The sequence below is a fragment of the Chitinophaga japonensis genome (assembly GCF_007830125.1).
In the GTDB taxonomy this organism is placed as follows: domain Bacteria; phylum Bacteroidota; class Bacteroidia; order Chitinophagales; family Chitinophagaceae; genus Chitinophaga; species Chitinophaga japonensis.
Map to the genome: position 1 here is coordinate 232,983 of NZ_VLLG01000003.1, position 21,735 is coordinate 254,717.

The 21,735-nt window shown below is 55.2% G+C and carries 15 protein-coding genes; 6 read left to right on the plus strand and 9 right to left on the minus strand.

Annotated features, from left to right (window positions below; genetic code table 11):
- The 4 genes from LX66_RS10010 to LX66_RS10025 form a co-directional block, all read right to left on the minus strand.
- The gene (locus LX66_RS10010) at positions 1-4,182 is read right to left on the minus strand and encodes an RHS repeat-associated core domain-containing protein (protein ID WP_145712602.1); all 4,182 of its coding nucleotides are present in this window, start codon (positions 4,180-4,182) and stop codon (positions 1-3) included.
- A gap of 192 nt (positions 4,183-4,374) precedes the next feature.
- Positions 4,375-5,916, minus strand: coding sequence for a S41 family peptidase (locus tag LX66_RS10015; RefSeq protein WP_158642595.1), 1,542 nt, complete (start codon positions 5,914-5,916; stop codon positions 4,375-4,377).
- Between the two features lie 248 nt (positions 5,917-6,164).
- Positions 6,165-6,737 carry a hypothetical protein gene (locus tag LX66_RS10020; protein WP_145712608.1) on the minus strand — a complete coding sequence of 191 codons (573 nt, stop codon included), beginning with the start codon at positions 6,735-6,737 and terminating at the stop codon, positions 6,165-6,167.
- Between the two features lie 12 nt (positions 6,738-6,749).
- Positions 6,750-7,127 (minus strand): hypothetical protein, encoded by a 378-nt coding sequence (locus LX66_RS10025; protein ID WP_145712611.1) that lies wholly within the window; start codon positions 7,125-7,127, stop codon positions 6,750-6,752.
- Between the two features lie 151 nt (positions 7,128-7,278).
- On the opposite strand from LX66_RS10025, the gene LX66_RS10030 reads away from it, so the two are divergent.
- The 3 genes from LX66_RS10030 (at position 7,279) to LX66_RS10040 (ending at position 12,332) form a co-directional block, all read left to right on the plus strand.
- Positions 7,279-9,564, plus strand: coding sequence for a GH92 family glycosyl hydrolase (locus LX66_RS10030; protein WP_145712615.1), 2,286 nt, complete (start codon positions 7,279-7,281; stop codon positions 9,562-9,564).
- A gap of 116 nt (positions 9,565-9,680) precedes the next feature.
- On the plus strand, positions 9,681-11,459 hold the full coding sequence (locus LX66_RS10035; RefSeq protein WP_145712617.1) for an ABC transporter ATP-binding protein: 1,779 nt from the start codon (positions 9,681-9,683) through the stop codon (positions 11,457-11,459).
- A gap of 42 nt (positions 11,460-11,501) precedes the next feature.
- Entirely contained in the window at positions 11,502-12,332 is an 831-nt protein-coding gene (locus LX66_RS10040) for an N-acetylmuramoyl-L-alanine amidase (RefSeq protein WP_145712620.1), read from the plus strand.
- Positions 12,333-12,339: 7 nt separating this feature from the next.
- Here the strand turns inward: LX66_RS10040 and LX66_RS10045 are convergent, their stop codons facing one another.
- Genes LX66_RS10045 through LX66_RS10055 form a run of 3 tightly spaced genes read right to left on the minus strand, consistent with a single transcriptional unit; the run spans position 12,340 to position 14,821 of the window.
- Positions 12,340-12,834: a hypothetical protein gene (locus tag LX66_RS10045; protein ID WP_145712623.1), complete on the minus strand. Its 495-nt coding sequence runs from the start codon at positions 12,832-12,834 to the stop codon at positions 12,340-12,342.
- 45 nt (positions 12,835-12,879) lie between these two features.
- A complete protein-coding gene (locus tag LX66_RS10050) occupies positions 12,880-13,665 on the minus strand; it encodes an SDR family oxidoreductase (protein ID WP_145712626.1) in 786 nt (261 codons plus the stop codon).
- 28 nt (positions 13,666-13,693) lie between these two features.
- Positions 13,694-14,821, minus strand: a complete 1,128-nt coding sequence (locus tag LX66_RS10055) for an acyltransferase family protein (RefSeq protein WP_170232369.1) — start codon at positions 14,819-14,821, stop codon at positions 13,694-13,696.
- A gap of 78 nt (positions 14,822-14,899) precedes the next feature.
- On the opposite strand from LX66_RS10055, the gene LX66_RS10060 reads away from it, so the two are divergent.
- Positions 14,900-15,952 (plus strand): LacI family DNA-binding transcriptional regulator, encoded by a 1,053-nt coding sequence (locus LX66_RS10060; RefSeq protein WP_145712632.1) that lies wholly within the window; start codon positions 14,900-14,902, stop codon positions 15,950-15,952.
- A 155-nt stretch (positions 15,953-16,107) separates the two neighbouring features.
- Positions 16,108-17,298, plus strand: a complete 1,191-nt coding sequence (gene galK, locus LX66_RS10065) for a galactokinase (RefSeq protein ID WP_145712634.1) — start codon at positions 16,108-16,110, stop codon at positions 17,296-17,298.
- A 12-nt stretch (positions 17,299-17,310) separates the two neighbouring features.
- Here the strand turns inward: galK and LX66_RS10070 are convergent, their stop codons facing one another.
- Together LX66_RS10070 and LX66_RS10075 are read right to left on the minus strand one after the other, a co-directional pair.
- The gene (locus LX66_RS10070) at positions 17,311-19,374 is read right to left on the minus strand and encodes a TonB-dependent receptor (RefSeq protein WP_145712636.1); all 2,064 of its coding nucleotides are present in this window, start codon (positions 19,372-19,374) and stop codon (positions 17,311-17,313) included.
- A 38-nt stretch (positions 19,375-19,412) separates the two neighbouring features.
- A complete protein-coding gene (locus LX66_RS10075; protein WP_145712639.1) occupies positions 19,413-20,762 on the minus strand; it encodes a PQQ-dependent sugar dehydrogenase in 1,350 nt (449 codons plus the stop codon).
- 119 nt (positions 20,763-20,881) lie between these two features.
- Here LX66_RS10075 and LX66_RS10080 point away from each other — a divergent pair, with 119 nt between their 5' ends.
- Positions 20,882-21,727, plus strand: coding sequence for an energy transducer TonB (locus tag LX66_RS10080; protein WP_145712641.1), 846 nt, complete (start codon positions 20,882-20,884; stop codon positions 21,725-21,727).
- Positions 21,728-21,735 lie beyond the last annotated feature (8 nt).

Consider the following 21,735-nt stretch of genomic DNA (forward strand, 5'->3'; position numbering starts at 1 on the left):
TTAGTTACATTTGATATGTCCTGTTTTTGCTTTTGTACCGTCTCTCTTCATTCTGAAGATATTTGTAACATTAGGATTTTCCAACAATGCTTTTTTCTCAATCCTCCACCACGTTCTTAGTTTTCCCCACTTGTTTATTTTTTTGCTGTCCGTTGAAAAAACATGAACATCGCCAGAGGCGTCATCTGCGAACCGTTGAGAAGCTATATCCCAGACTTCGGCTGCTTCTTCGCCACTTAAAGGACTATTGGGACCAAATAAATTCAGATCGTTCAGGTATCGTCCACCCACTGTTTGTTCCAATGTTGTTTTACCATTCGCGGTGGCCCATTGTTGGGCTACTTCCATATTAGATCTGACGTTGTTGCCCGACCAGAACACCGCTCCGTCTCTGGCTGTCGAGAAATTGAGGGTATGTGCGGCCATATGCTTCAGTTCTGCAAGGCTCGGTATTGCACTAAGGCCCGCAGGGTCCATCCATCTGTTCACATCTTGCACATACCCATAAAAATTCGTTCCCCCACTCAACCCAATCGGATCCTTACTAATATACCCACCCTCCTCCGCACTATAATACCTGAACCGGTTATAATATAATCCCGTCTCCGCATCCTCGTACTGACCAGGGTACCGGAATGGTACCAGGTCGGGGTCTCCTGCTAACTTACGCACCTTGCCATAAATATCCAACTCGCAGACCCATACCTGTTCCCCGTTTTCATCGTAGGCCTCGCAGGGCGTGCCCAGGTGATCCGTGATAATGGAGTACTGCCTGCCGTTGATGATCTTGGCCGCCGGCGCAAAGGTGCCGGCTTCAAATACCCAGGTGGCCAGGGTTTCCGCCGGCGCTGGTTCCGGGTGGCTTTGCCGTACCTCGCCCAGCTCGTCCACTTCCACTACCGGCTTGTCCTTCGATGGGTACCGCCACTCATGCAGCGGCACGTTACCATCCCACACAAAACGGGTCAGTTGTCCCTTGTAGGTTTTTTCTATACGCCTGCCCAGCGGATCGTAACGGAACTCCACGGGCTGTCCGTCCGGGCGTATCACTTTCTTCAGCATGCCGTTGCCGTACCATTCATATTCCCAGGTGGCGCTGCCCGCGGGGGCGGCTGCTACCGTTTTGCGTAGCAGGTTGCCTTCTTCATCGTACTGGAAGCGCGCACCGCCGGCTTCCAACAGTTTCCCGCCCGGGGCATATTTCCGGTCCCGCCGGCTCTGTGTTTTATACAGGTTGCCGGCCTTATCCGGCAGGCGGTAGTCGTACTGTCCGTCTTCATACTGCGCCCAGGCCAGGTTGCCGAGGTCGTCGTGCCCGAATTTTACCAGGCCATTGGTAAGGCCGTTCATGATCTGTTTCAGGCGCTGGTTGGCATCCCAGTGATAGTGCCGGCGACGGGTGCTGCGGGCGCCGTTGCTGATCGTATGTGTTTCCGGCCGGCCGGCTTTATCATACTGCCAGCGGCTTTTGATGCCGCCCGGCAGGGTACGTTCTATCTCCAGCCCCAGCAGGTTACGCTCCAGGTGGGCCGTCCAGGGATGTTGCTGCTCCGTGGTGGAGGCCTGTATGCCGGTTACATCGCCGGCCGTGTTATATTGCCATTGTATGTTTGCACCCAGGCTGCTCTGTATTTTACTGCGCCGCCCGTTTTTTAGATAGCTGCTGCTAACGGTATGTCCGTTCTGCCATTCCTGCACTACACGGCCCATCACATCCCGCTGCAGCCGCACGGTGCAGTGCTCGTTTATGGCTTCTGTCAATTGCCCGTTGCGGTTGTAGTTATAGGTTTCCCAACTGCCGTCATCGTGTTCTGCACGCGTCAGGCGGCCGTTATAATCATATTCATAAGTGGTCCAGTGCCGGCCGGGCCGTTGTACTTTGATCACTTTGCCCGTGGCGTCCCGTTCATAATCGCGGGTGGAGCCGTCAAAACCGGTTTCCCGGGTAATGTCGCCACGCTGGTTGCGGACAAAGCGGTACGTTTCTCCATGCTCATTTACCAGGGCGCTTAGCTGCTCTTCCTGGTTGTATTCAAAATGCAGTTTGGCGCCGTTCTCCTCCCGCATCTTCAGGCTGCCCAGCGGGGTATATGCAAAGCGTACATTATGATGCCTGTCCCGGGCTTGCAGCACTTCCTCGTAGGCATTGTACTGCAACTGCACATGGTTGCCGTCCGGTAACTGTACTTCCTGCACCCGGCCCAGGGCGTCATAACGGAAATATTGTTCCTGCTGTAAAGGATTCGCCGATCTTACACAACGGCCCCAGCCATCATAGCTCCAGGTGGAGCGCCCGCCATCCGGCAGGGTGAGCGCCGCCAGGTTGTGGTCTTCGTCATAGGTCAGCAGGGTTTGCTGTTCCTGTTCGTCCTCTATTTTGCCGAGCAGGTTTTGCGCATTGTAGCGGAGTATGGTAATGCTGCCGTCTGCTTCCGTAATGGTGTGCAGCAGTCCTTTATGCTTTTCGTTTTTATAATAGATATAGGTGCGGCTGCCGCCCTGCGGATCGGTGGCCAGGGTCAGTCGGTCGGCTGCATCGTAGCGGAAGGTATGGGTGCTGCCATCCGGTTGTACAATGCCGGTGCGGTTGCCACGCTCGTCATACGTGTACCCGGATACGTTGCCCTCTTCATCAATCTCGCGGTACAGCTCAAAATGATCCGTATACTCCAGGAAGCGGGAATGCCCCAGCGGGTCTTTTACCTGCGTTACTACATGATCGGGCGTATAGTAGTAAGTGGTGGTTTGCCCCAGTGAATTGGTCACCAGGTTATAGCCTTTTTCCGGGTGATATTCGATCCATCCTTCCAGCAGGCCGCCATCGCCCCAGGTGTGGGTGCAACGCCCCCGGCCATCATATTCCCAGTAAAAGGTTTGCCTGTTGCGGTCTGTTTTCGCCGCCATCAAATGGTTGCGGTACCGGATAAAGGTGGTCTGGTCCAGCGCATCGGTTATTTCCGTGAGGTCGCCGGCTTCGTTATAGGCATAGCGTACCATCACCTGCGATGCGCCGCGGTGGCTGGCTGTTACGGCTGTAATGCGCCCCTGTGCGTCGTTGCTCACCTGCAGGTGCCGGCCCGCACTGTCAATGACCCGCAGTAGCTGGCCTTTGCTGTTGTAGTGGAAGCTGATCATAAAACCGGCTTCATTGCGGATGGCGTAAAGGCGATATTGTGCATCCCGGGGATGAATTTTCCGGAAATGATAGTACAGCCTTTCCCGGTGATCCAGCAACTGGTATTCGTCCAGGTCAGTACGGGTGAGGGTCATTTTTTCATGCCGGTTGTAATCGCTGTCGCCGGCATAGGGCAGCGCTTCAAAGATGGCGCTGCGCCCGTCGCCCAGCAATACGGCCGTAGCGTCTTCCTCGTCAAAGGGCTGCACCCGCATGTCATAGCTGCCATGCGTACCATGTCCCAGCGGGCCTTCGTAGTCGCTGTCGCTGTTCCAGGAGCGCCCCCATTTCAGGGGAATGGGGCCAGGCAGCTCAAAGTCGGTGCCGTCGTACACCACGATGCCCTGCACCAGGTCTACCGGCTCAAAACCCATATGACAGAGCTTGTTGCTCAGCTTATTGCTGCCTATTTTCCCTTTCAGGCTGTGGTTGAACTTGCTGAGCCCTTTTTTGGCGGCCTTGCCGGCGCCTTTCAGCAGGGCCCCGAAACCGAAGGAGGCAATGAGGTTCAGCACCGCCCCACCCCAGTCCGGCACATAGGGGCCGCCTACCATTACCGGCCGGCCAAAGGACAGCGGGATGGAAAAAGAGGTAGGCAGGTACAGGCTGGGAATAGGCTTGAATTTTTTACCGGGCTGCAATGACAGGGGAATGCCAATGTCATTACAGGTCATCAGCATATGTCCCGAGGGGCTCATAAGGTTACCTTCCACTTTTACGCGCTGGCTGCCGAAGAAGTTCACGGAGTCATGACCGATCATAGGCGCCAGCAGGAAAGGGCCGCCCATGGGAATATGGAAAAGAATGATAAAAATACCGCTGGTATCGCTTTTGCCGCGCGGCACGTGATTGATCTTCGTGGTGGCCCCCAGGAAAGGAATATAATCCATCGGGTCTATTACCAGGCCAATGTACGGGTGGGGAAGGGGAATAGGAAAGCCGAGCAATAATACAATGTGTATGTCCAGTCCTATTACTGGTATAAAGTGCTTGTTGCTGACCAGCATTTTTAAACGGGGTAAATGGGTTATGCAAAAGGGTCCGCGCAATGATCATGCTACTCGTTTCAGTAAGATAGGGTAAAGAGGACCTGGGTAAGTGCTTGCAATATAGAAAAAATAATGTGTGGATGCGCTAATATGCTGATGTGCGTATGATACATTTTCATTCGCACATCAGCATACCTGCACACCTGTACATCATTTCCTGTAATCCACCATGCCGTTAAACTGGCCGGAAGGGATGGACAGCGGCTGGTTCAGGCGCAGAGCAGGGTTACTTGCCATACGCTGCTCGGTAGCGGCCTGCCGGAAATTGCCGGTTTGGATGTAGCTGAATATTTTGCTGAGGTTTTCGTCACTGCTATTCCCCCAGGGAATATTTACGTAATCATTCGCCGTTTCATCCGGGTCTATACCGGTGTAATAGCCTCCTACCTGCTGCGCATTCTTTGTTTCGAAATTGATGGCATACAGGTCTGCCAGGTATTTTTCCGTACCGGCGGCGTCGTAGGTGGAAATGGTATAGCTGAAAAATCCTACGGGTTTTCCGTAAGTGGTATTGCCCACCAGTTTTACGCTCATGTAGGGTTTGAGGTTATTCAATGTAAGCTCGCTGGCGGATGCCGTCTGGTTGCCGGTAACAAAGAACACATGATCCAGTTGCAGTCCGCCGGTAGTGCCGAAGCTAATGGAGGCCGGCAGACCGGTGGCAGCCAGGTTCTGCGTCAGCTTGTCGTTGTAGGTGTAATAGTACATGATCTTGCCCTGCGCACTGGATGGCGCAATGGCATTGCACAGGTATTGCGCGGTAGATACGGCCCCGCCGGTATTGTAGCGCAGGTCTACGATCAGCTCCCGGATGCCCGCGGATTTGAATTTGCCGAACAACTGGTCCAGCAATTGTTTGGTAGCCGTGGCGCCGCCATCGCTGTTGGTGATGCTGGAAAAGGTGTAGAACGCAAAATAGCCCACCTGCTTGCCGCCGACGTTGTAAACGGTGTCAAACAGGATGGGGTTTACGTTATAGGAGCCGGCATCCAGCGTAAGGGTGGCGGTAGTATTGTCGGTTTTCTTAAAGGTAAAGGTGGTACTGGCGGAGGAGTATACGGCATTGGTCACTTTGGTGGTGTTGGCGCCGCTCTCGCCGTCATAGGCAACATTATCATCCCCGTTAATGGCGGTGATCTCCCAGCCCCTTTGCACGCCCTGCTGGCCGGCAGGGGAGTTCTTGTCGGTATATAGCACCATCAGGTGGGTATTGTTGTCCTGGTCCAGTGCGTAGGTCACTTCCAGGCCAAAGCTGCCGGTGGTGCCGCTTGTTTTCTCGATCACGCCGTTCTGCAACTTATTGGCCAGGGAGCCGGTGCGGTCCAGGAAACTGTAGCGGTCCAGCCTGGTGCCGTTTTCTTCCGGGAAGGTCATCATGGTGGAGAGCAGGTTTTCCGCGGTGCTGTAAGTACTGCTGAAGGGGTCCAGCGCCGGCACCTGCCCGTACCAGTAGTAGGTGGGCAGGCCCGCATCCGCATTCCTTCCGCCGTCTGCATAGGTCACCTGCATCAGGCGGTACATCAGGTATTTGAGCGAGTCCTCATCGGTTTTGGCGGTTGTATTGCCGCCGCCCCCGTTATTGTTATTATTGCCATCGTCCTGCGCGTCTTTTTTGCAGGAAAAGAAGATGCTGCTGCAAAGCAGGCTCACCACGATCATAGGGATACCCTTGCGTAAAAAATCTTGCTTCATGCGCATGCCGTTTGTGCTGTTAAATTGAGATGTTGGCGCTTCGTATATACTGCAATGGTAAGCACTGCATCAATATATAAACGGTAAAAAAGCGCTTTTCTGCGAACGGATCGACGAAAAGCGTAAAAGGATCGGTAAAGTATGCATCCTTTCCGTTATAATAATACAAATTTCTTTTAATACGGGGCCGCCTCACCGGTGGTTGCCCGCTGAATTAAGCAAATTTTAATATGCGGCGGGCGGACGCTTCAGTTAATGCCCACCAGCAGGGCGGTGAGGCCCACGCCGATGCCCAGGCCGCCCAGGCCCCAGTACAGCCGGTTGAGGAAGCTCTTTTTCCGTTCATTGTTCACTTTGTCAATGGCGTCGCCGATCAGTATCTGCGTCTGGGAGAGGCTGGAGGACATGTTGGTGATGTTCTCCTTTACCGCGCCCACATCGCGGCTGGTCTGGTCCAGTTGGGCCAGGGAGGTATAATAGAGCGTATCAAACTTCAGTTTCAGCGCATTGTAATCCCGCTGGCCGCCGGCTATCATGCTGTCCTGCCGGGTCACCAGCGCCTCGTAGGACTTTATGATCTCCCCGGTATTGGGATTGCGGAGCCGGTACTGGCGGTAGGCCGTCTCGTAAATGTGGAAGTTCTGGCTGTTCATGAGCACACTGCTGTCGCATTGTATCACGATGGTGTCACCCAGGGACAGGCGGTAATTATGCTGGGAGGCGCACCCGTTAAAGTGCTTCAGGCTGCCCTGCGCGCGGGCGGTAAGGGCGGATGCCGTTGCCAGCAATAACAGGCAGTATGGCAGGAAACGTAGCTGCATGGTAAAGAGGGATTAGAGGTTTACAATGGAAATAATGCCGGAATCGGCGGGCTGGTATTCCCGGAGGGCGGCGATCCTGGCTTTCAGGCTGTCTGCCTCCGCCCGGTTCCGGGCGTCTTTCACTTTTTTCTCCAGGTCCATCAGCTCCGTCCTTACATAGATACCATTGATCACAGCCCGTTGCCGGTCCAGGTCCGCCTGGATGGAGTCCAGCCGGTTACTGGCGTCGTGAAGGCGCAGCAGGGCGGTGTCAATGTTCCTGCGGGCTGTTTCCAGGTTCCTGACCGCCTCTTTCAGCCCCCGGCCGGAGCCAAAAACATTAAAGATCAGGTTAATGAGCAGGATGCCGATGATAATAAAGACCAGGATCTTTGGGGTATTCGCGTTCATGGCAAAAGTATTAATTGGGGTTGCTTACAAAGATAGCTTAAATAATGCAATGGATGCACCCGTCCACCGCTTATAAAAATAATACACAACATGCGCCTGAAGGTTTATTTTTACACACTTTATCGGGATATAAAAATCACGTTATCGTACTATGAGGAAAATAATCGCAACAGCCCTGGTGCTGGCTTCCAGCTACGCCCAGGCGCAAACAGTGGACAAGATCACGGATCCGGCAGACTGGGTGAACCCGCTAATGGGTACCGCGTCCAAATTCAGCTTGTCCAATGGAAATACTTACCCGGCTATTGCCTGCCCCTGGGGCATGAATTTCTGGATGCCGCAAACCGGTAAAATGGGCAACGGCTGGGCTTATACTTACGACTCGGAAAAGCTCCGGGGCTTTAAACAAACCCACCAGCCCAGCCCCTGGATCAACGATTACGGCCAGTTCGCCATTATGCCGGTGACCGGCCATGTGCGCTTCAACGAGGATGAAAGGGCCAGTTGGTTCTCCCATAAATCTGAAATTGCCCGCCCTTACTACTATAGCGTATACCTGGCGGACCATGATGTGACCACCGAGATCACGCCCACGGAAAGGGCCGCCCGTATCCGCTTTACCTATCCCACTACGGACAGCGCGTTTGTAGTGGTGGATGCGCTGGATAAAGGCTCCTATGTAAAGGTGATACCGGAAGAGCAGAAGATCATCGGCTACACCACCAAGAACAGCGGTGGGGTGCCGGAAAACTTCAGGAACTATTTTGTGCTGTACTTTGACAAGCCCTTTACCTACCAGGCCACTTTTGCCAACAAGGCGCTGGCTGCCGGCCGCCTGGAAGCGAAGGACGACCACGTAGGCGCGGTGATAGGTTTTGCCACCAAAAGGGGAGAGCAGGTGAATGTAAAAGTAGCTTCTTCCTTCATCAGCCCGGAGCAGGCGGAACTGAACCTGCAGCAGGAGATAGGCCGGAGCAGCTTCGCCGACATCAAGGCCAAAGCCAAAGCCGCCTGGAACAAGGAACTGGGCCGCATACTGGTAACCGGCGGCACGGTGGACCAGACCCGCACCTTCTACTCCTGCCTGTACCGGGCCATGCTGTTTCCCCGCAAGTTCTATGAAATGGACAGCAAGGGACAGGTGATGCACTACAGCCCTTACAATGGCAAGGTGCTGCCGGGCTATATGTTCACCGACAACGGTTTCTGGGATACCTTCCGCTCCGCCTTCCCCTTCTTTACCCTGATGTACCCTACTATGGACGGGCATATCATGGAAGGGCTGGTAAATGCCTACAAGGAAAGCGGCTGGTTGCCGGAATGGGCCAGCCCCGGTCACCGCGATTGTATGATCGGCTCCAACTCCGCTTCCATTATCGCAGATGCCTACCTGAAAGGTATCCGCGGCTTTGATGTGAATACCGCTTACGAGGCCATCCTGAAGAATACAGAGAACGAAGGCCCTTTAAGCTCCGTAGGCCGCAAAGGCGTAAAATATTACAACGAGCTGGGATATGTGCCTTACGACGTGGATGTGAACGAGAACACGGCCCGCACCCTGGAATATGCATATGACGATTTCACCATCTACCAACTGGCCAAAGCGCTGAAACGCCCCGCCAGCGAGATAGAGCGTTTTGCCAAACGTAGCCAGAACTACCGCAACGTATTTGACCCGGAAACAAAGCTGATGCGCGGCAAGAACAAGGACGGCCGTTTCCAGGCGCCTTTCAATCCCTTCAAATGGGGCGACGCTTTTACGGAAGGCAACAGTTGGCACTATAGCTGGTCTGTATTCCATGACATACAGGGCCTGGCAGACCTGATGGGCGGCCGCGCCACCTTTACCGCCATGCTGGACTCCGTGTTCAAAATGCCGCCGGTATTCGACGACAGCTACTACGGCCAGGTGATCCACGAGATCCGGGAAATGCAGATCATGAACATGGGCCAGTATGCGCACGGCAACCAGCCCATCCAGCACATGATCTACCTGTACAACTATGCCGGTCAGCCCTGGAAAGCCCAGTACTGGCTGCGCGAAGTGATGGACCGCCTGTATACGCCCGCACCGGACGGCTACTGCGGCGATGAGGACAACGGGCAAACCTCCGCCTGGTATGTGTTCACCGCCCTGGGCTTTTACCCGGTATGCCCCGGCACCCAGCAGTACGTGATAGGCGCGCCGCTGTTCAAAAAAGCAACCGTACTGATGGAAGACGGTAAAAAGCTGGTGATCAACGCACCGGTCAACAATGCAGACAACCGCTATGTGCAGGCCATCAAGGTGAACGGCCAGACCTATGGCAAGAACTGGTTCGATCACAAAATGCTGCAGCAGGGCGGCAATATTACTTTTGATATGGGCGCTACGCCGAATAAGAGCAGGGGAACCTCCCCGGATGCGGCACCGTATTCATTTTCTGGAGGTAAGTAATAAGGGGGAGAAGTAAGATGTATGATGTAGGAAGTAGGAAATTGGAAGTCTGCATCCAACATCATACATCCTACTTCGTACTTCCTACTTCATACCTCCTACCTCCTACTTCATATATGCCAAACCCTTACATATCACTGTTACAAACCGCCTGGCGCTATGCGCGGCAGGAGCGAAAAAAGTACCTGCTGGTGTATGCCATGTTTGTTTGCTCCGGCGTTATTGTAGCCCTTTATCCCCTGCTGCTGGGCTGGTTTATCAGCAAGGTGCAGCAGGATACCCAACGGGTATTGTATTATGCCCTCCTGTATGCAGCCGCTTATTTTACCCTGAGAATATTGAGCTGGTGTTTTCACGGCCCCGCCCGTATCATGGAACGTGAGCTGGCCTTTAACCTGAGCCGTAATTTCCTGCAGGAACGGTACCACCAGGCGCTGCACCTGCCGGTAAAATGGCACCAGGACCACCACAGCGGCGCCACCATTAACCGCATCCGCAAAGCATATGAAGCATTAAAGACCTTTTTTGATCATGGCTTCATGTACCTCAGCGCATTGTCCAAGCTGGTGTTCTCCGTGGTGGCCATGCTCTGGTTCTCCCCGCTCTTTGGCGGTATCGGGGTGCTGCTGGGCGCCGTTACCATCTGGGCCATCTTTAAGTTTGACAAGCCTTTTATCAAAACCCTGGATGAAGTGAATGAGCGGGAGCATGTGGTGTCCGCCACGCTTTTTGACAGCCTTTCCAACATCATGACCGTTATTACCCTGCGGCTGGAAAAGAGTATGGAAACGGGGTTGCTCGGCAAGGTGCAGCACATACTGCCTCCCTTCCGGAAAAATGTGAAGATCAATGAATGGAAATGGTTTGTGGCCGATACGCTGATCGCCGTCATTTACTGCGTGGTGGCGGTGGGGTATGTGATACAGCACTGGACCCCCGGCACCCTGTTCCAGGTGGCGGGCCTGGTGACCCTGCTGGGATATGTGACCAATTTTACCAGCGTGTTCTATGATTTTGCCTGGCAGTATACAGACATTATACAGTACAATACCTATGTGCAAACGGCCCGTAACATCGAGGAGGCCTACACCCGCCAGCACCGCCCTGATACGCCTACCGACCTGCCGGACAACTGGCAGCACATCCGCATCCGGGAGCTGAGCTTTTCCCACCGCCCGCAGTACAATGAAGCGCACGCGCCCCAAAGCCTGCACCGTTTGCAACTGGACATCCGCCGTGGCACGCGCATCGCCCTCATAGGGGAGAGCGGCAGCGGAAAAAGCACCCTGCTGTCCCTGCTGAGAGGCCTGTACAGTCCCGAACCGGGCATGGAGCTAACGGTAGACGGCGCGCCTTACGGGCTGCCTACGCTCAATGAAACAGTCACCCTGTTCCCGCAGGAGCCGGAGATATTCGAGAACACCATTGCCTATAACGTAACCCTCGGGTTGCCCTTCAGCGAGGCCGATATCCTGGAGGTATGTGAAAGCGCGCACTTTACAGACGTGATCCGGCAACTGCCGCAGGGGCTGGCCTCCGATATCCGGGAAAAGGGCGTGAACCTTTCCGGCGGCCAGAAACAACGCCTGGCGCTGGCCCGCGGCATCCTGGCCGCACGGGAAAGCGAAGTGGTGCTGCTGGACGAGCCTACCAGCAGCGTAGATCCTAAAACAGAGGCGCAGATATACGAAAAGCTCTTCACGGCCTTTGCCGACAAGGCGATCATCTCATCCATGCACCGCCTGCACCTCCTGCCCCGTTTTGACTATATTTATATCCTGCAACAGGGGCATATTGCAGCGGAAGGCACTTTTACGCACCTGTTCACCCACAGCCCCGTTTTCCGGGAATTATGGAAACACCAGGAGGATACAGCGGGTAAACATGACCGGTAGCTGAACTTTTTGGCATAACAGTTGGTTTTAAATACCATGCACATGAACCGTTATCTTACGCGCTGGCTGTGCCTCTTGCTCGCGGCACTGCCCTTTGGTTGCGCACGTTCGCCTTACGCGGATACCAACAAAGTGTACAAGCAACAAGTAAAAGCATATGCAAAATCGCTGCGTACGCCGCTTGCGCCGGTATATATTGATTCGGTGCCTGCCCTGCACTGGTGGGCCGGCACCACCAATTTCAACATGCGCAAGCCTAATTACGTGATCATTCATCACACTGCGCAGAACAGTTGCGAGCAAACGCTGCGTACCTTCACCATGCCCCGCACGCAGGTGAGCGCGCATTACGTGATCTGCCGGGACGGCGTGGTGCACCAGATGCTGAATGATTACCTGCGGGCCTGGCATGGCGGCGTGGCCAAGTGGGGCGGGCTTACAGACATCAACTCTTCCTCCATCGGCATTGAGCTGGACAACAATGGCTTTGAGCCCTTTGATTCCCTGCAGGTCAGGAGCCTGCTCATTTTACTGGATACCCTGAAGCACCGCTACAATATACCGGCGGCCAATTTTATCGGGCATGGGGATATTGCCCCCGGCCGTAAAGTGGACCCCAGCGCGTATTTTCCCTGGCAGCGGCTGGCAGAAAAAGGATTTGGCCTCTGGTATGGCGATACCTCGCTTGTTACCCTGCCAGAAAACTTCAACCACCTGCAGGCATTGCGTATTGTAGGTTATAATGTAAAGGACAGCAGTGCGGCCATTGCCGCTTTCAAACGGCATTTTGTGCCGGCAGATTCCACTACCGGCACCCTGCTGAGCGAAGGGGAGCAGAAAATATTGTATAGCCTTATGGAGCAGAGTGAGTAACCCACCCTCACAATCTCTTCTGGAACAACACCGGGAACGATTTTTCCAGCTCCTTTTGATGCGATGGGGGCAGCCGGTGAAAATCAAGCTGGTACTTTTCTTTCGCAATATGATCTTTCAGTGAGTCCTGCACATGCGCTACGGCATCCATCAGGCTGCCGCGGGCGCCCATCATTACGGTGCCCTGGTATTTAAAGCGCAGGAAGGCGGGCAGTTTTTCTGACTGCTGGTAACATGCCATCCAGTAGGCGGCCAGTGTACTGTCAAAAGCGCCGGGGCGGCGGGGCACCTTTTGGTTATTCATGCGGATGTTCACCATGGAATCCACGATAATGAACTGGGTATCTGGTACGGCCGGCGGCGGGCCCAGGTCCGGCGGAGCCGTAATGGCCTTTGCACTGGTATCCGTGAAGGGCGCTTTGCTGCCGGGCTGCTGGCCACAGGCGGCCAGCAACGCGATACCTGCTACTGGCAGCCACCTGCTGAAAGGATGCAATATCATACACCTGTTTTTTCGTAGGATACTTGTTACAATATTAATGCCGCATCACCCTACCGGTGTTCTGCCGCCATCCACCGCGATATTGGTGCCGGTAATATAGCTGGCATAAGCCGATGCCAGGAAGGTGACCAGCGCGGCGATCTCCTGCGGCTGTCCAAAGCGCTTCATAGGAATTTCCGCCAGCCACTCCCGTTCCACGTCCGCCTCGCTGACATTGCGGGCAGCGGCGCTGGCCGCAATAATGGATTGCAGGCGGCTGGTAGATACCGCACCCGGCAATACATTGTTCACCGTAATGCCGTAAGGCGCCAGCTCGCCGGCCAGGGTTTTGGCCCAGGCCGCTACGGCCCAGCGGGTGGTGTTGGATACGCCCAGGTTCTTCAACGGCGCTTTTACAGAAGTGGAAATGATATTGATGATACGGCCGTAACCCGCCGCAGTCATACCGGGGATGACCGCCTGCGCCAGTATATGATTGCACACCAGGTGCTGGTTGTAGGCTTCCGTAAAAGCATGCACCTGGGCATCCAGTATTGGTCCGGGGGCCGGGCCGCCGGTATTGTTTACCAGTATGTGAATGGGTTTACCGGCAGTCAGGGAGTTGATCACCTGCTCTACCCAGGAGGGGTCCCGGAAATCCGCTACTACATAATGATGTTGCTGCCCCGCACTGGTGTCCAGCAGGTCGCGCGCCTGCTGCAGCCGTGATTCTGTTTTGGCCATCAGGATGCATTCCGCTCCTGCAGTCGCCAGCTCTTTGGCTACCGCCAGGCCAATGCCCTGGGAGCTGCCGCACACGAGGGCGGTCTTTCCTTTTAATGAAAGTTCCATGGTTTCCGCAAGTTAAATTAATAATATTTTACACCCGCACGTATATGCGTTTCCTGTCCAACCACCAGCCTACGCTCCAGCACAGCAGCATGAACACTACTGCAAATAGTAGTGAGCCTACCTTGCCCGGCGCCACCGGTTGAAAGATATGCATATTGATCCACGCATACACGGATGTGCCCGGCCCGGCCTGGAAAAAGAACAGGAAGATCACCAATACTTCGGACAGGAGGTAAAGGAACAAGGGGTTTTTCCCGAATATGGTAAAGAAGCCGGTCCACCCGCTGCGGTGTTTAAGGTCGATGATATAGATCAGTAATGACAGGAGCAGCAGGTCAATCCCCACGGCATACAGTACATAGGAGCTGGTCCATATTTTTTTGTTGACAGGCAGCGCCAGGTTCCACAACTGCGCCAGTATGATCAGTACTACGCCTACGGCGGCCAGCCTTGTAACGCCTTTGGCGGTTTTCCCCTGCTGTTGTATAAACAGTCCCGTGTAATAACCCGCCACCACGTTCACAATAGCGGGCAGGGTGCTGAGCAGTCCTTCCGGGTCAAAGGGAAAGCCCTCGCCCTTGTACAGGTGCCGGTCGCCCATCACCATACGGTCAAACTGAAGCACCGCATTACCGTGCAGGCTATACGGATCGCCGGGCTGCCCATAGGCCCACAGGATCAGCCAGTAACCCAGCAGCAGGGCGGCGGATAGTCCCCACACCAGCCTTTCCGGCAGGAAGTGGATCATCAGCGCAGCCAGGCCATAGCAAATGGCTATACGCTGCAGCACGCCCAGGATGCGCGTATCGCCAATGGGAATGAACTCCCAGCCGCCGCCCGCGGAATGGCGCACAAAGGGGAGCCAGTACATCAGGAATCCCAGCAAGAAAATAAGGAGCGTTCTGCGGAATATCTTTGCTACAACCGCCGCATGATCCATTTGTGCAAACTTGCGCATGCTGAAGCTCATGGCATTGCCCACCGCAAAAAGAAAAGACGGGAATACCAGGTCCGTGGGCGTGCAGCCGTGCCAGCGGGCATGGTTCAGCGGGCCAAATACATCGCTGGTACCAGGCGTATTTACAATGATCATGAAACAGACGGTCATGCCGCGGAAAACATCCAGCGGTAAAAAGCGTTGTGGTGCTGACGACATAATGATGAAGGAATTAATTTCGAATAATACATAAAAAACACTGTTTTTCCTACATTAGCGCCAAATCTCAACACACAGGTGAGCCGGAAAGTAACTATTGCGGATATTGCGAGGGAACTAAACCTCACGGGTGCTACCGTATCGCGGGCGCTGAACAACCGGCCGGGTACCAGCGAAAGCACCCGGCGGCTGGTGCAGGCCACGGCGGAGCGCATGCGCTACCAGCGCGACCGCATTGCGTATTCCCTCCGCTCCGGCCGCAGCCACATTATCGGCGTGATCATTCCCAGCGCGGAGATCAATTTTTTCGGCTCGGTCATACACGGTATAGAAAACATGGCCAACCAGCACGGGTACAATGTGCTGATCTACCAGTCCAACGAGCTGCCGGCATTTGAGCGAAAAGGGATCGCCACCTTCCTGGGCACCCGGGTGGATGGCATCCTGGCCTCCATTGCCAAAGAGACCACGGATTTCCGGCATTACCTGGAAGTGAAGGAGCGGGGCCTGCCCCTGGTGTTCTTTGACCGGGCCAATGACAGCCTGCATATTCCTTCCGTGGTGGTAGACGATTTCAAGGGCGCCTGGTATGCCACGGAACACCTGGTACACCAGGGCTACCGCCGCATTGCGCACATCGCCGGGCAGCAGCATCTCAAAATATTCCGCGACCGGCTGGAAGGGTACAAGGCCGCCCTGGCCGCCAACAACCTGCCGGTAGACGATACCCTGATCTACTACGGTAACGTATCCATTGAAGCGGGCAGGCAGGCTGTTCGCCACCTCCTGGCGCAGGCCCGTCCACCGGATGCAGTATTTGCCGTGGAGGACTTTTCCGCCCTTGGCGCCATCAAAGAGTTGAAGGACCGGCAGGTCAGCATTCCCGGAGAATTTGGGGTGATCGGCTTTGCCAACGAGGCGTTCGGCGAGCATATTACCCCCAGCCTGAGCAGCATTGACCAGCAAACTGTGCAAATGGGCAAAGAGGCTTTTAAGCTGCTGCTGGAAATGATAGAGGGGGGCGCCGGCCAGGTGCAGCACCACACCAAGTCCCGTATTATCCTGGAGCCGGTGCCAGTATTCCGGCAGTCCAGCCTGAGAAGGCCCTTGCATGGCGGGCAGCAGCCCTGACCAGAGCCCCCGGGGCAGACATGCCCCGGCTCATTTGGAAATTATGAGGTAATCGATTACTTTTATTTACGAAAGCGTTATGATAAAACCCTTGTTTTTAGTAACGTAATCGATTACAGCAAGTAACTAAAAACAACGAAAAAAAGCAATTCCACATGCATTTGCAAGAGATCCAGGCTTCCGTTCAACCGTCCGCTCACCCGGCTGCTGCCCTGCAGCAATTCTGTAAAGCAAATTTCAGCACTGCGCCCCTGCTGGTGCGCGCGCCGGGCCGTATTAACCTGATAGGGGAGCATACCGATTATAACAATGGCTTTGTGCTGCCGGCCGCTATTGATAAAGGCATTTACCTGGGCATTATTAAACGGGACGACCGGCAGTTGCGTTTTCATGCGCTGGACCTGGACGATCACTACAGTGGCAGCCTGGATACCCTGCAGCCCAGCAAACAACACTGGCCCGACTATTTACAGGGTGTGGTTCAGCAACTGATGCAAAGAGGGTACCCCATTTCCGGCTTTGAATGTGCTTTTGGCGGCAACATTCCGCAGGGAGCCGGCCTTTCATCGTCTGCGGCGCTGGAATGCGCCGTGCTGTTTGCCCTCAACCAGTTGTTTGAGCTGAACATTTCCACTATGGACATGGCACGTATTGCACAGGCTGCGGAGAATAATTTCGTGGGCGTGCGCTGTGGCATCATGGACCAGTTTGCCAGCCTTTTTGGCAAGCGCCAGCACCTGGTAAAGCTGGACTGTGCTACACTGGAGCATGAATACATTCCTTTCCGCTTTGACGATATCAGCCTGGTGCTGCTCGATACCCAGGTAAAGCACTCCCTGGCTTCCTCCGAATACAACACCCGCCGCGCAGAATGCGAACAGGGCGTGATGCTGGTACGCCAGCACCACCCGGAAGTGGATAGCCTGCGCAAAGTGAGCATGGATATGCTGGACGCTTATGTAAAACCGCACAACGCCGTTACGTATAACCGTTGCCGCTATGTAGTGGAAGAGATACAGCGCCTGCAGGATGCCTGTACCGACCTGCTGCGGAATGACCTGTACGCCTTCGGGCAGCGGATGTGGGCCACCCACGAAGGGCTGAGCAAGCTGTATGACGTAAGCTGCGCGGAACTGAACTGGCTGGCGGATATGGCAGCCGGGCAGGCCGGCGTGCTGGGCGCACGCATGATGGGCGGCGGCTTTGGCGGCTGTACTATCAATATTGTGCAGAAGGACGCCGTGAACGATCTTATTGCCAAAGCAAGCCAGGGTTACCAGCAACAATTCAACATACCGTTAAAGGCATATGTGACCAGTATAGAGGATGGAGCGGGGCTTTTTTAAGCCCGTTACCCATTACAGCATCAAAGAAACGCCGCCAAAATAGTTCCTGCCGGGGGCCGGGTTGTAAAACCGCTGGCCAAACGCATTCAGGTCGTTGCCCAGGCTGTAGTACTGGTTCAGTACATTATCCGATCCCACGAAAACGGCCACACGGCATTTGCCGCGGTGCGGCACTTCCCAGCCTGCCTTGCACTGTACCAGGTGGTAAGCGCTGGCATAGGCGGTATTGGCGTCATTCAGCGGGATACGGCTGGTAAAGTTATGCTGGCCAAACAGGTACACGCCGGCCGGCAACCGCACCAGCAGGCTGTTTACCAGCACATGGCCGGGCACGCCGGTCAGGTTGTTGCCGGAATGATCTGCTCCCGCGCTGTTGTAATCCCTGAATCGGAAATGGCTGTAGGTATAGCTGCTCTGCCATTGCAATCCCTGCATAATGCCGTGCCTGCGCGGGGCCAGTATCCACAGCATTCCCTGGGCTTCCACGCCTGCCTGGTTTGTGCCGCCGGCGTTGGTGAAGTACTCCGTACCGTCGTCACGCAACTGCCGTACAATGGCGTCCTGCATCCGGTAATAATATACGGAGGCATCCAGCCAGTAACGGTTGCGCCGCCCGGAAAGGCGCAGCCCGGCCTCATGGTTCCAGCCGGTTTCCGCCTGCAGGGCGGTATTGATAATATTATCGGAGGCGCGCACCTCGGCAATGGCAGGCGGGGAGTAGCCCCTGCTTAGGGTCAGCCGGGCCGCCAGCGCGGGTGTGATGAGGTAGGACAGGGAGAAGCGGGGCATGAGTTGCGGGCTGAATTTCCGCGTGCTGTCTCCTTTGGAGGGCTCATTAAAAGTGTACCGGTAATAGTTCAGGCTTACGGCTGCTTCCCATATCCATCTTTCGTGCAGGCGCACACTGAGGCTGGTAAAGTAAAAGTGCTGCTGCGCTTTCAGCTTGTCCGCCGCCTGTACCGTATCCCGTACACCGCCCCGGTTACCGTAGTTAATGATATCGGAAGTAGTGCCCTGCCATTCCAGGCCGGTATTCCAGTTCAGGCGCAGGCCCGTTCCTGTAATAGGTTGGTCATGCAGGGAAAGGTAGGTGCGTAGCCCTGCCGTATTTTCATCGCGTGCTTCGTAGTTGGTGATAAAAGGATTTTCAAAGTGCGTGTTGGCCCCAAACACCGTGATCACATGCCGCCAGGCCGGGCTGATATTGGCCTCGTGCACCAGGCCGCCCTGGAAGGTACGGTTATAGATGCCGGCCTTTTGCTCCACGGCTCCCGGCAGTGTAGCCGTGGCCGGCCGTGCAGCGCGCGGGTTGTGCTTGGCCTGCGCTTCCGTAAGTCCGCCGGGGGTGCGGTAGGAAAGATCGCTGTAGAAGGCCAGCAGCTTCAACTGGTTGCGTGCATTGTACTGCCACTGCTGGGCGGTTTGCATATAATATCTTTTCAGCGCGCTGTTCTGCCGGTAACCGTCTGCACGCTGGTAAGCCTGGTAGAGTTGGAGCCGGTAAGGGCCCCATTGCTGCTGCCAGCCCGCTTTTTCATGGAACAGGCCGTAGGAGCCGCCCTGGATGCCGGCGTGCAGGTGATTGCTGTCCGTAGCCGGCGGGAACGGCTGCAGCCGGATCACGCCGCCGGAGTTGGCTCCAAACAGGCTGCCATCCGGGCCTTTCAGTATCTCCGCGCTTTGTATGCTGCCGGGGTCCGCCAGGTTCAGGTAAGTATTGCCGCCAGCATCGGTGAGCGGCATTTCATCCATATATATTTTCACATTACGGATACCGAAAGGGGAGCGTAACAGGCTGCCTCTTACGGAAAGGCGGTAGCTGCCGGGGGAGCGTTCTTCCATTCGTACACCCGGCACCGTATTCATGGCCGGCAGGAGGGTGATACCCGGTTGCAACTGGAATTGCCGGTTGCTGATCACGCTGGTGGAGGTGGGCACCTGTAGCAGGGTTTGTTTACGAAGATAGGCTTCCACTACAATCTCATGCAACTGGCGTGTAGCAGTATCAGCGGCACTTTGCGCAGCTATTTCCGTTACAGGCAGCAGGGCCGTAAGGAAAAAAACAATTTGCTTCATACAGGGAACTAATGTAGAGAATATTCCGCAGCTTGTGCTTAATTATTGGATGTATGGGATACCCGCCACACGGTGTTGCCGGCATCATCTGCTACCAGCAATGCGCCATCTGCTGCTACTGCTACCCCTACCGGTCTGCCGTATACCCTGGCATCCGCGGAGTCTGCAATAAAGCCGGTCAGGAAATTTTCCGGGGGGCCGGCGGGCTGCCCGTTACTGAAAGGCACAAACACCACTTTGTAACCTGCCAGCACGCTGCTGTTCCAGGAACCGCGCTGTCCTATGAAAGCGCCACTGCGGTACCTGTCCGGGAATGTGCTGCCATCGTAAAAAGTAAGGCCCAGCGAGGCGGTATGAGAGGGCAGGGGCACGTCCGGCACCAGTGCCTGGCTCACCAGGTCGGGCCGCGGCGTTACTTTTACCTGTGGGTCTATATGGCCGCCAAAGTAGGAGTAGGGCCAGCCGTAGAAGCCACCCGGCTCTACATGGGTAAGATAGTCCGGCACCAGGTGGTCGCCCAGCTCATCCCGTTCATTTACCACCGTCCATAATACATTTGTTCCGGGCGCCCAATCCATGCCCACGGGGTTGCGCAGGCCGCTGGCGTACACGCGCTCACCGCTGCCGTCGGGGTTTATTTCCAGTATGTTGGCGCGGCGTACTTCCTCTTTCATGCCATGCTCTGCTGCATTGCTGGCGGAGCCTACAGCGATGTATATTTTGGAGCCATCGGCACTGGCGATAATATTACGCGTCCAGTGGTTGTTGTAGCCGCCTTTGGGCAGGTCCAGTATTTTCTTCCCTTTGCCGCTGATGCTGGTTTGCCCCTGCTGGTAGGGAAACACCAGCAGTTCGCCGGTGTTGGCTACATAAAATTTATCATCCAGTATCAGCATACCGAAAGGCTGGTCCAGGTCGTCCATAAAAATGGTCCGGAGGTCCGGTACCCCGTCTTTCGTTGTGTCCCTGAATAGCGTGATCCTGTCGGCGCTGGAGGTTTCGTAACCGGATTGCTCCTTGCCCGTGGCAATGGATTTAACCCTTTCTATAGGCCCCATCCTGGTATTGGCTTCCGCCACCAGCACATCGCCATTAGGCGCAATATAGATCCAGCGCGGATTTATCAGGCTGTCGCTGAATTTGGTAACGGTGAAGCCCGCAGGGGGCACGGGTTTTTTATCTGCAGGCCAGCCCAGCACTTCACTGTAGTTCTTTACGGATTTAGTGGCATAGGGAGCAGGCAGGTCAGTAGTGTCTACTATGTTGCCGGTGGTATCGCCCCGGTCTGCAACCACGGTACTGTCCGCCGCATTGTTCCGGGAAGCATTGTTACAGGCTGCGACTGCCAGTAGTGATCCGGTGCCTAGTAGGGTCAGCAGGTGTTTCATGCAGTAAGGATTTTGTACCGGTATTGTGTCGCAATTATTTTGCCATAGCCGTCTTTTTTTTCTTGCCGTTTGCATATGGAAAATAACTGCACCCGGCATCTGATTAGAAACACCACTTTATGAACACAGCTACTATCCCCGTCACCGATTTCCTTGACATCCTCTTTGATGGAAGGAACAAGGAATACGGCGCGTATGCTTTACGCCGTAAGTATGACCAGCGGGTACGCAATGCCATGCTGGGCACTGCTTCCATTGTGCTGGTGGTCATTGCCGGCTATGTGATCAATAACCGGCTGCTGGTATCTGGAACGCACATACGAAGTTTGCCGCCTGCCATTGCGCCCATTCGCCCCATTGATCCTTTAATAGAGGAGGCCAAACCGCTTCCTCCCCCGCCGGCCCTTCCATCCAGTTCCCCGCCTCCTGTTAAGCCCAGTATAAAGTTTGTAAATCCCGCCGTGGTAGCGGATGAAGCCGTAGCGCCGGAAGATGCGCCGCCTCCCATGGATGAGCTGACCATCAAAGCCGTGGGCGTTACCACTGCCGATGGTGTGGAGGATGGCATTGATCCAAGTCTGTTACCGGAGGGGCCGGGTACCGGTGTAATAGAAGCCCCGGTGCCCGCGCCGCGGGATGACCGGGAGAAGGTATTCACCGGCGTAGAGATACCGCCTTCCTTCCCCGGCGGCCTGGAGGCCCTGGCCAGGTACCTGGGCGACCATATCCGCTACCCGCACCTGGCGGCGGAGAACAATATTTCCGGCGTGGTGACGGTGCAGTTTGTAGTGGATTATGAAGGGAAGATCAAAGATGTAAAGGTCCTGAGCCTGCCCAGGGGCGGCGGCCTGGAAGAAGAAGCCACCCGCGTAATTAAGGCCATGCCCCGCTGGAAACCGGGCCGGCAAAACGGGCGCGCAGTGTCTGTCCTGTATTCCATACCCGTGAACTTCAGGTTGAATTAGAACCGGCG

Bases quoted from the DNA above. Each gene is read 5' to 3' on its own strand.
- LX66_RS10010 (WP_145712602.1), bottom strand. From the start codon at position 4,182: ATGCTGGTCAGCAACAAGCACTTTATACCAGTAATAGGACTGGACATA.
- LX66_RS10015 (WP_158642595.1), bottom strand. From the start codon at position 5,916: ATGAAGCAAGATTTTTTACGCAAGGGTATCCCTATGATCGTGGTGAGC.
- LX66_RS10020 (WP_145712608.1), bottom strand. From the start codon at position 6,737: ATGCAGCTACGTTTCCTGCCATACTGCCTGTTATTGCTGGCAACGGCA.
- LX66_RS10025 (WP_145712611.1), bottom strand. From the start codon at position 7,127: ATGAACGCGAATACCCCAAAGATCCTGGTCTTTATTATCATCGGCATC.
- LX66_RS10030 (WP_145712615.1), top strand. From the start codon at position 7,279: ATGAGGAAAATAATCGCAACAGCCCTGGTGCTGGCTTCCAGCTACGCC.
- LX66_RS10035 (WP_145712617.1), top strand. From the start codon at position 9,681: ATGCCAAACCCTTACATATCACTGTTACAAACCGCCTGGCGCTATGCG.
- LX66_RS10040 (WP_145712620.1), top strand. From the start codon at position 11,502: ATGAACCGTTATCTTACGCGCTGGCTGTGCCTCTTGCTCGCGGCACTG.
- LX66_RS10045 (WP_145712623.1), bottom strand. From the start codon at position 12,834: ATGATATTGCATCCTTTCAGCAGGTGGCTGCCAGTAGCAGGTATCGCG.
- LX66_RS10050 (WP_145712626.1), bottom strand. From the start codon at position 13,665: ATGGAACTTTCATTAAAAGGAAAGACCGCCCTCGTGTGCGGCAGCTCC.
- LX66_RS10055 (WP_170232369.1), bottom strand. From the start codon at position 14,821: ATGTCGTCAGCACCACAACGCTTTTTACCGCTGGATGTTTTCCGCGGC.
- galK (WP_145712634.1), top strand. From the start codon at position 16,108: ATGCATTTGCAAGAGATCCAGGCTTCCGTTCAACCGTCCGCTCACCCG.
- LX66_RS10070 (WP_145712636.1), bottom strand. From the start codon at position 19,374: ATGAAGCAAATTGTTTTTTTCCTTACGGCCCTGCTGCCTGTAACGGAA.
- LX66_RS10075 (WP_145712639.1), bottom strand. From the start codon at position 20,762: ATGAAACACCTGCTGACCCTACTAGGCACCGGATCACTACTGGCAGTC.
- LX66_RS10080 (WP_145712641.1), top strand. From the start codon at position 20,882: ATGAACACAGCTACTATCCCCGTCACCGATTTCCTTGACATCCTCTTT.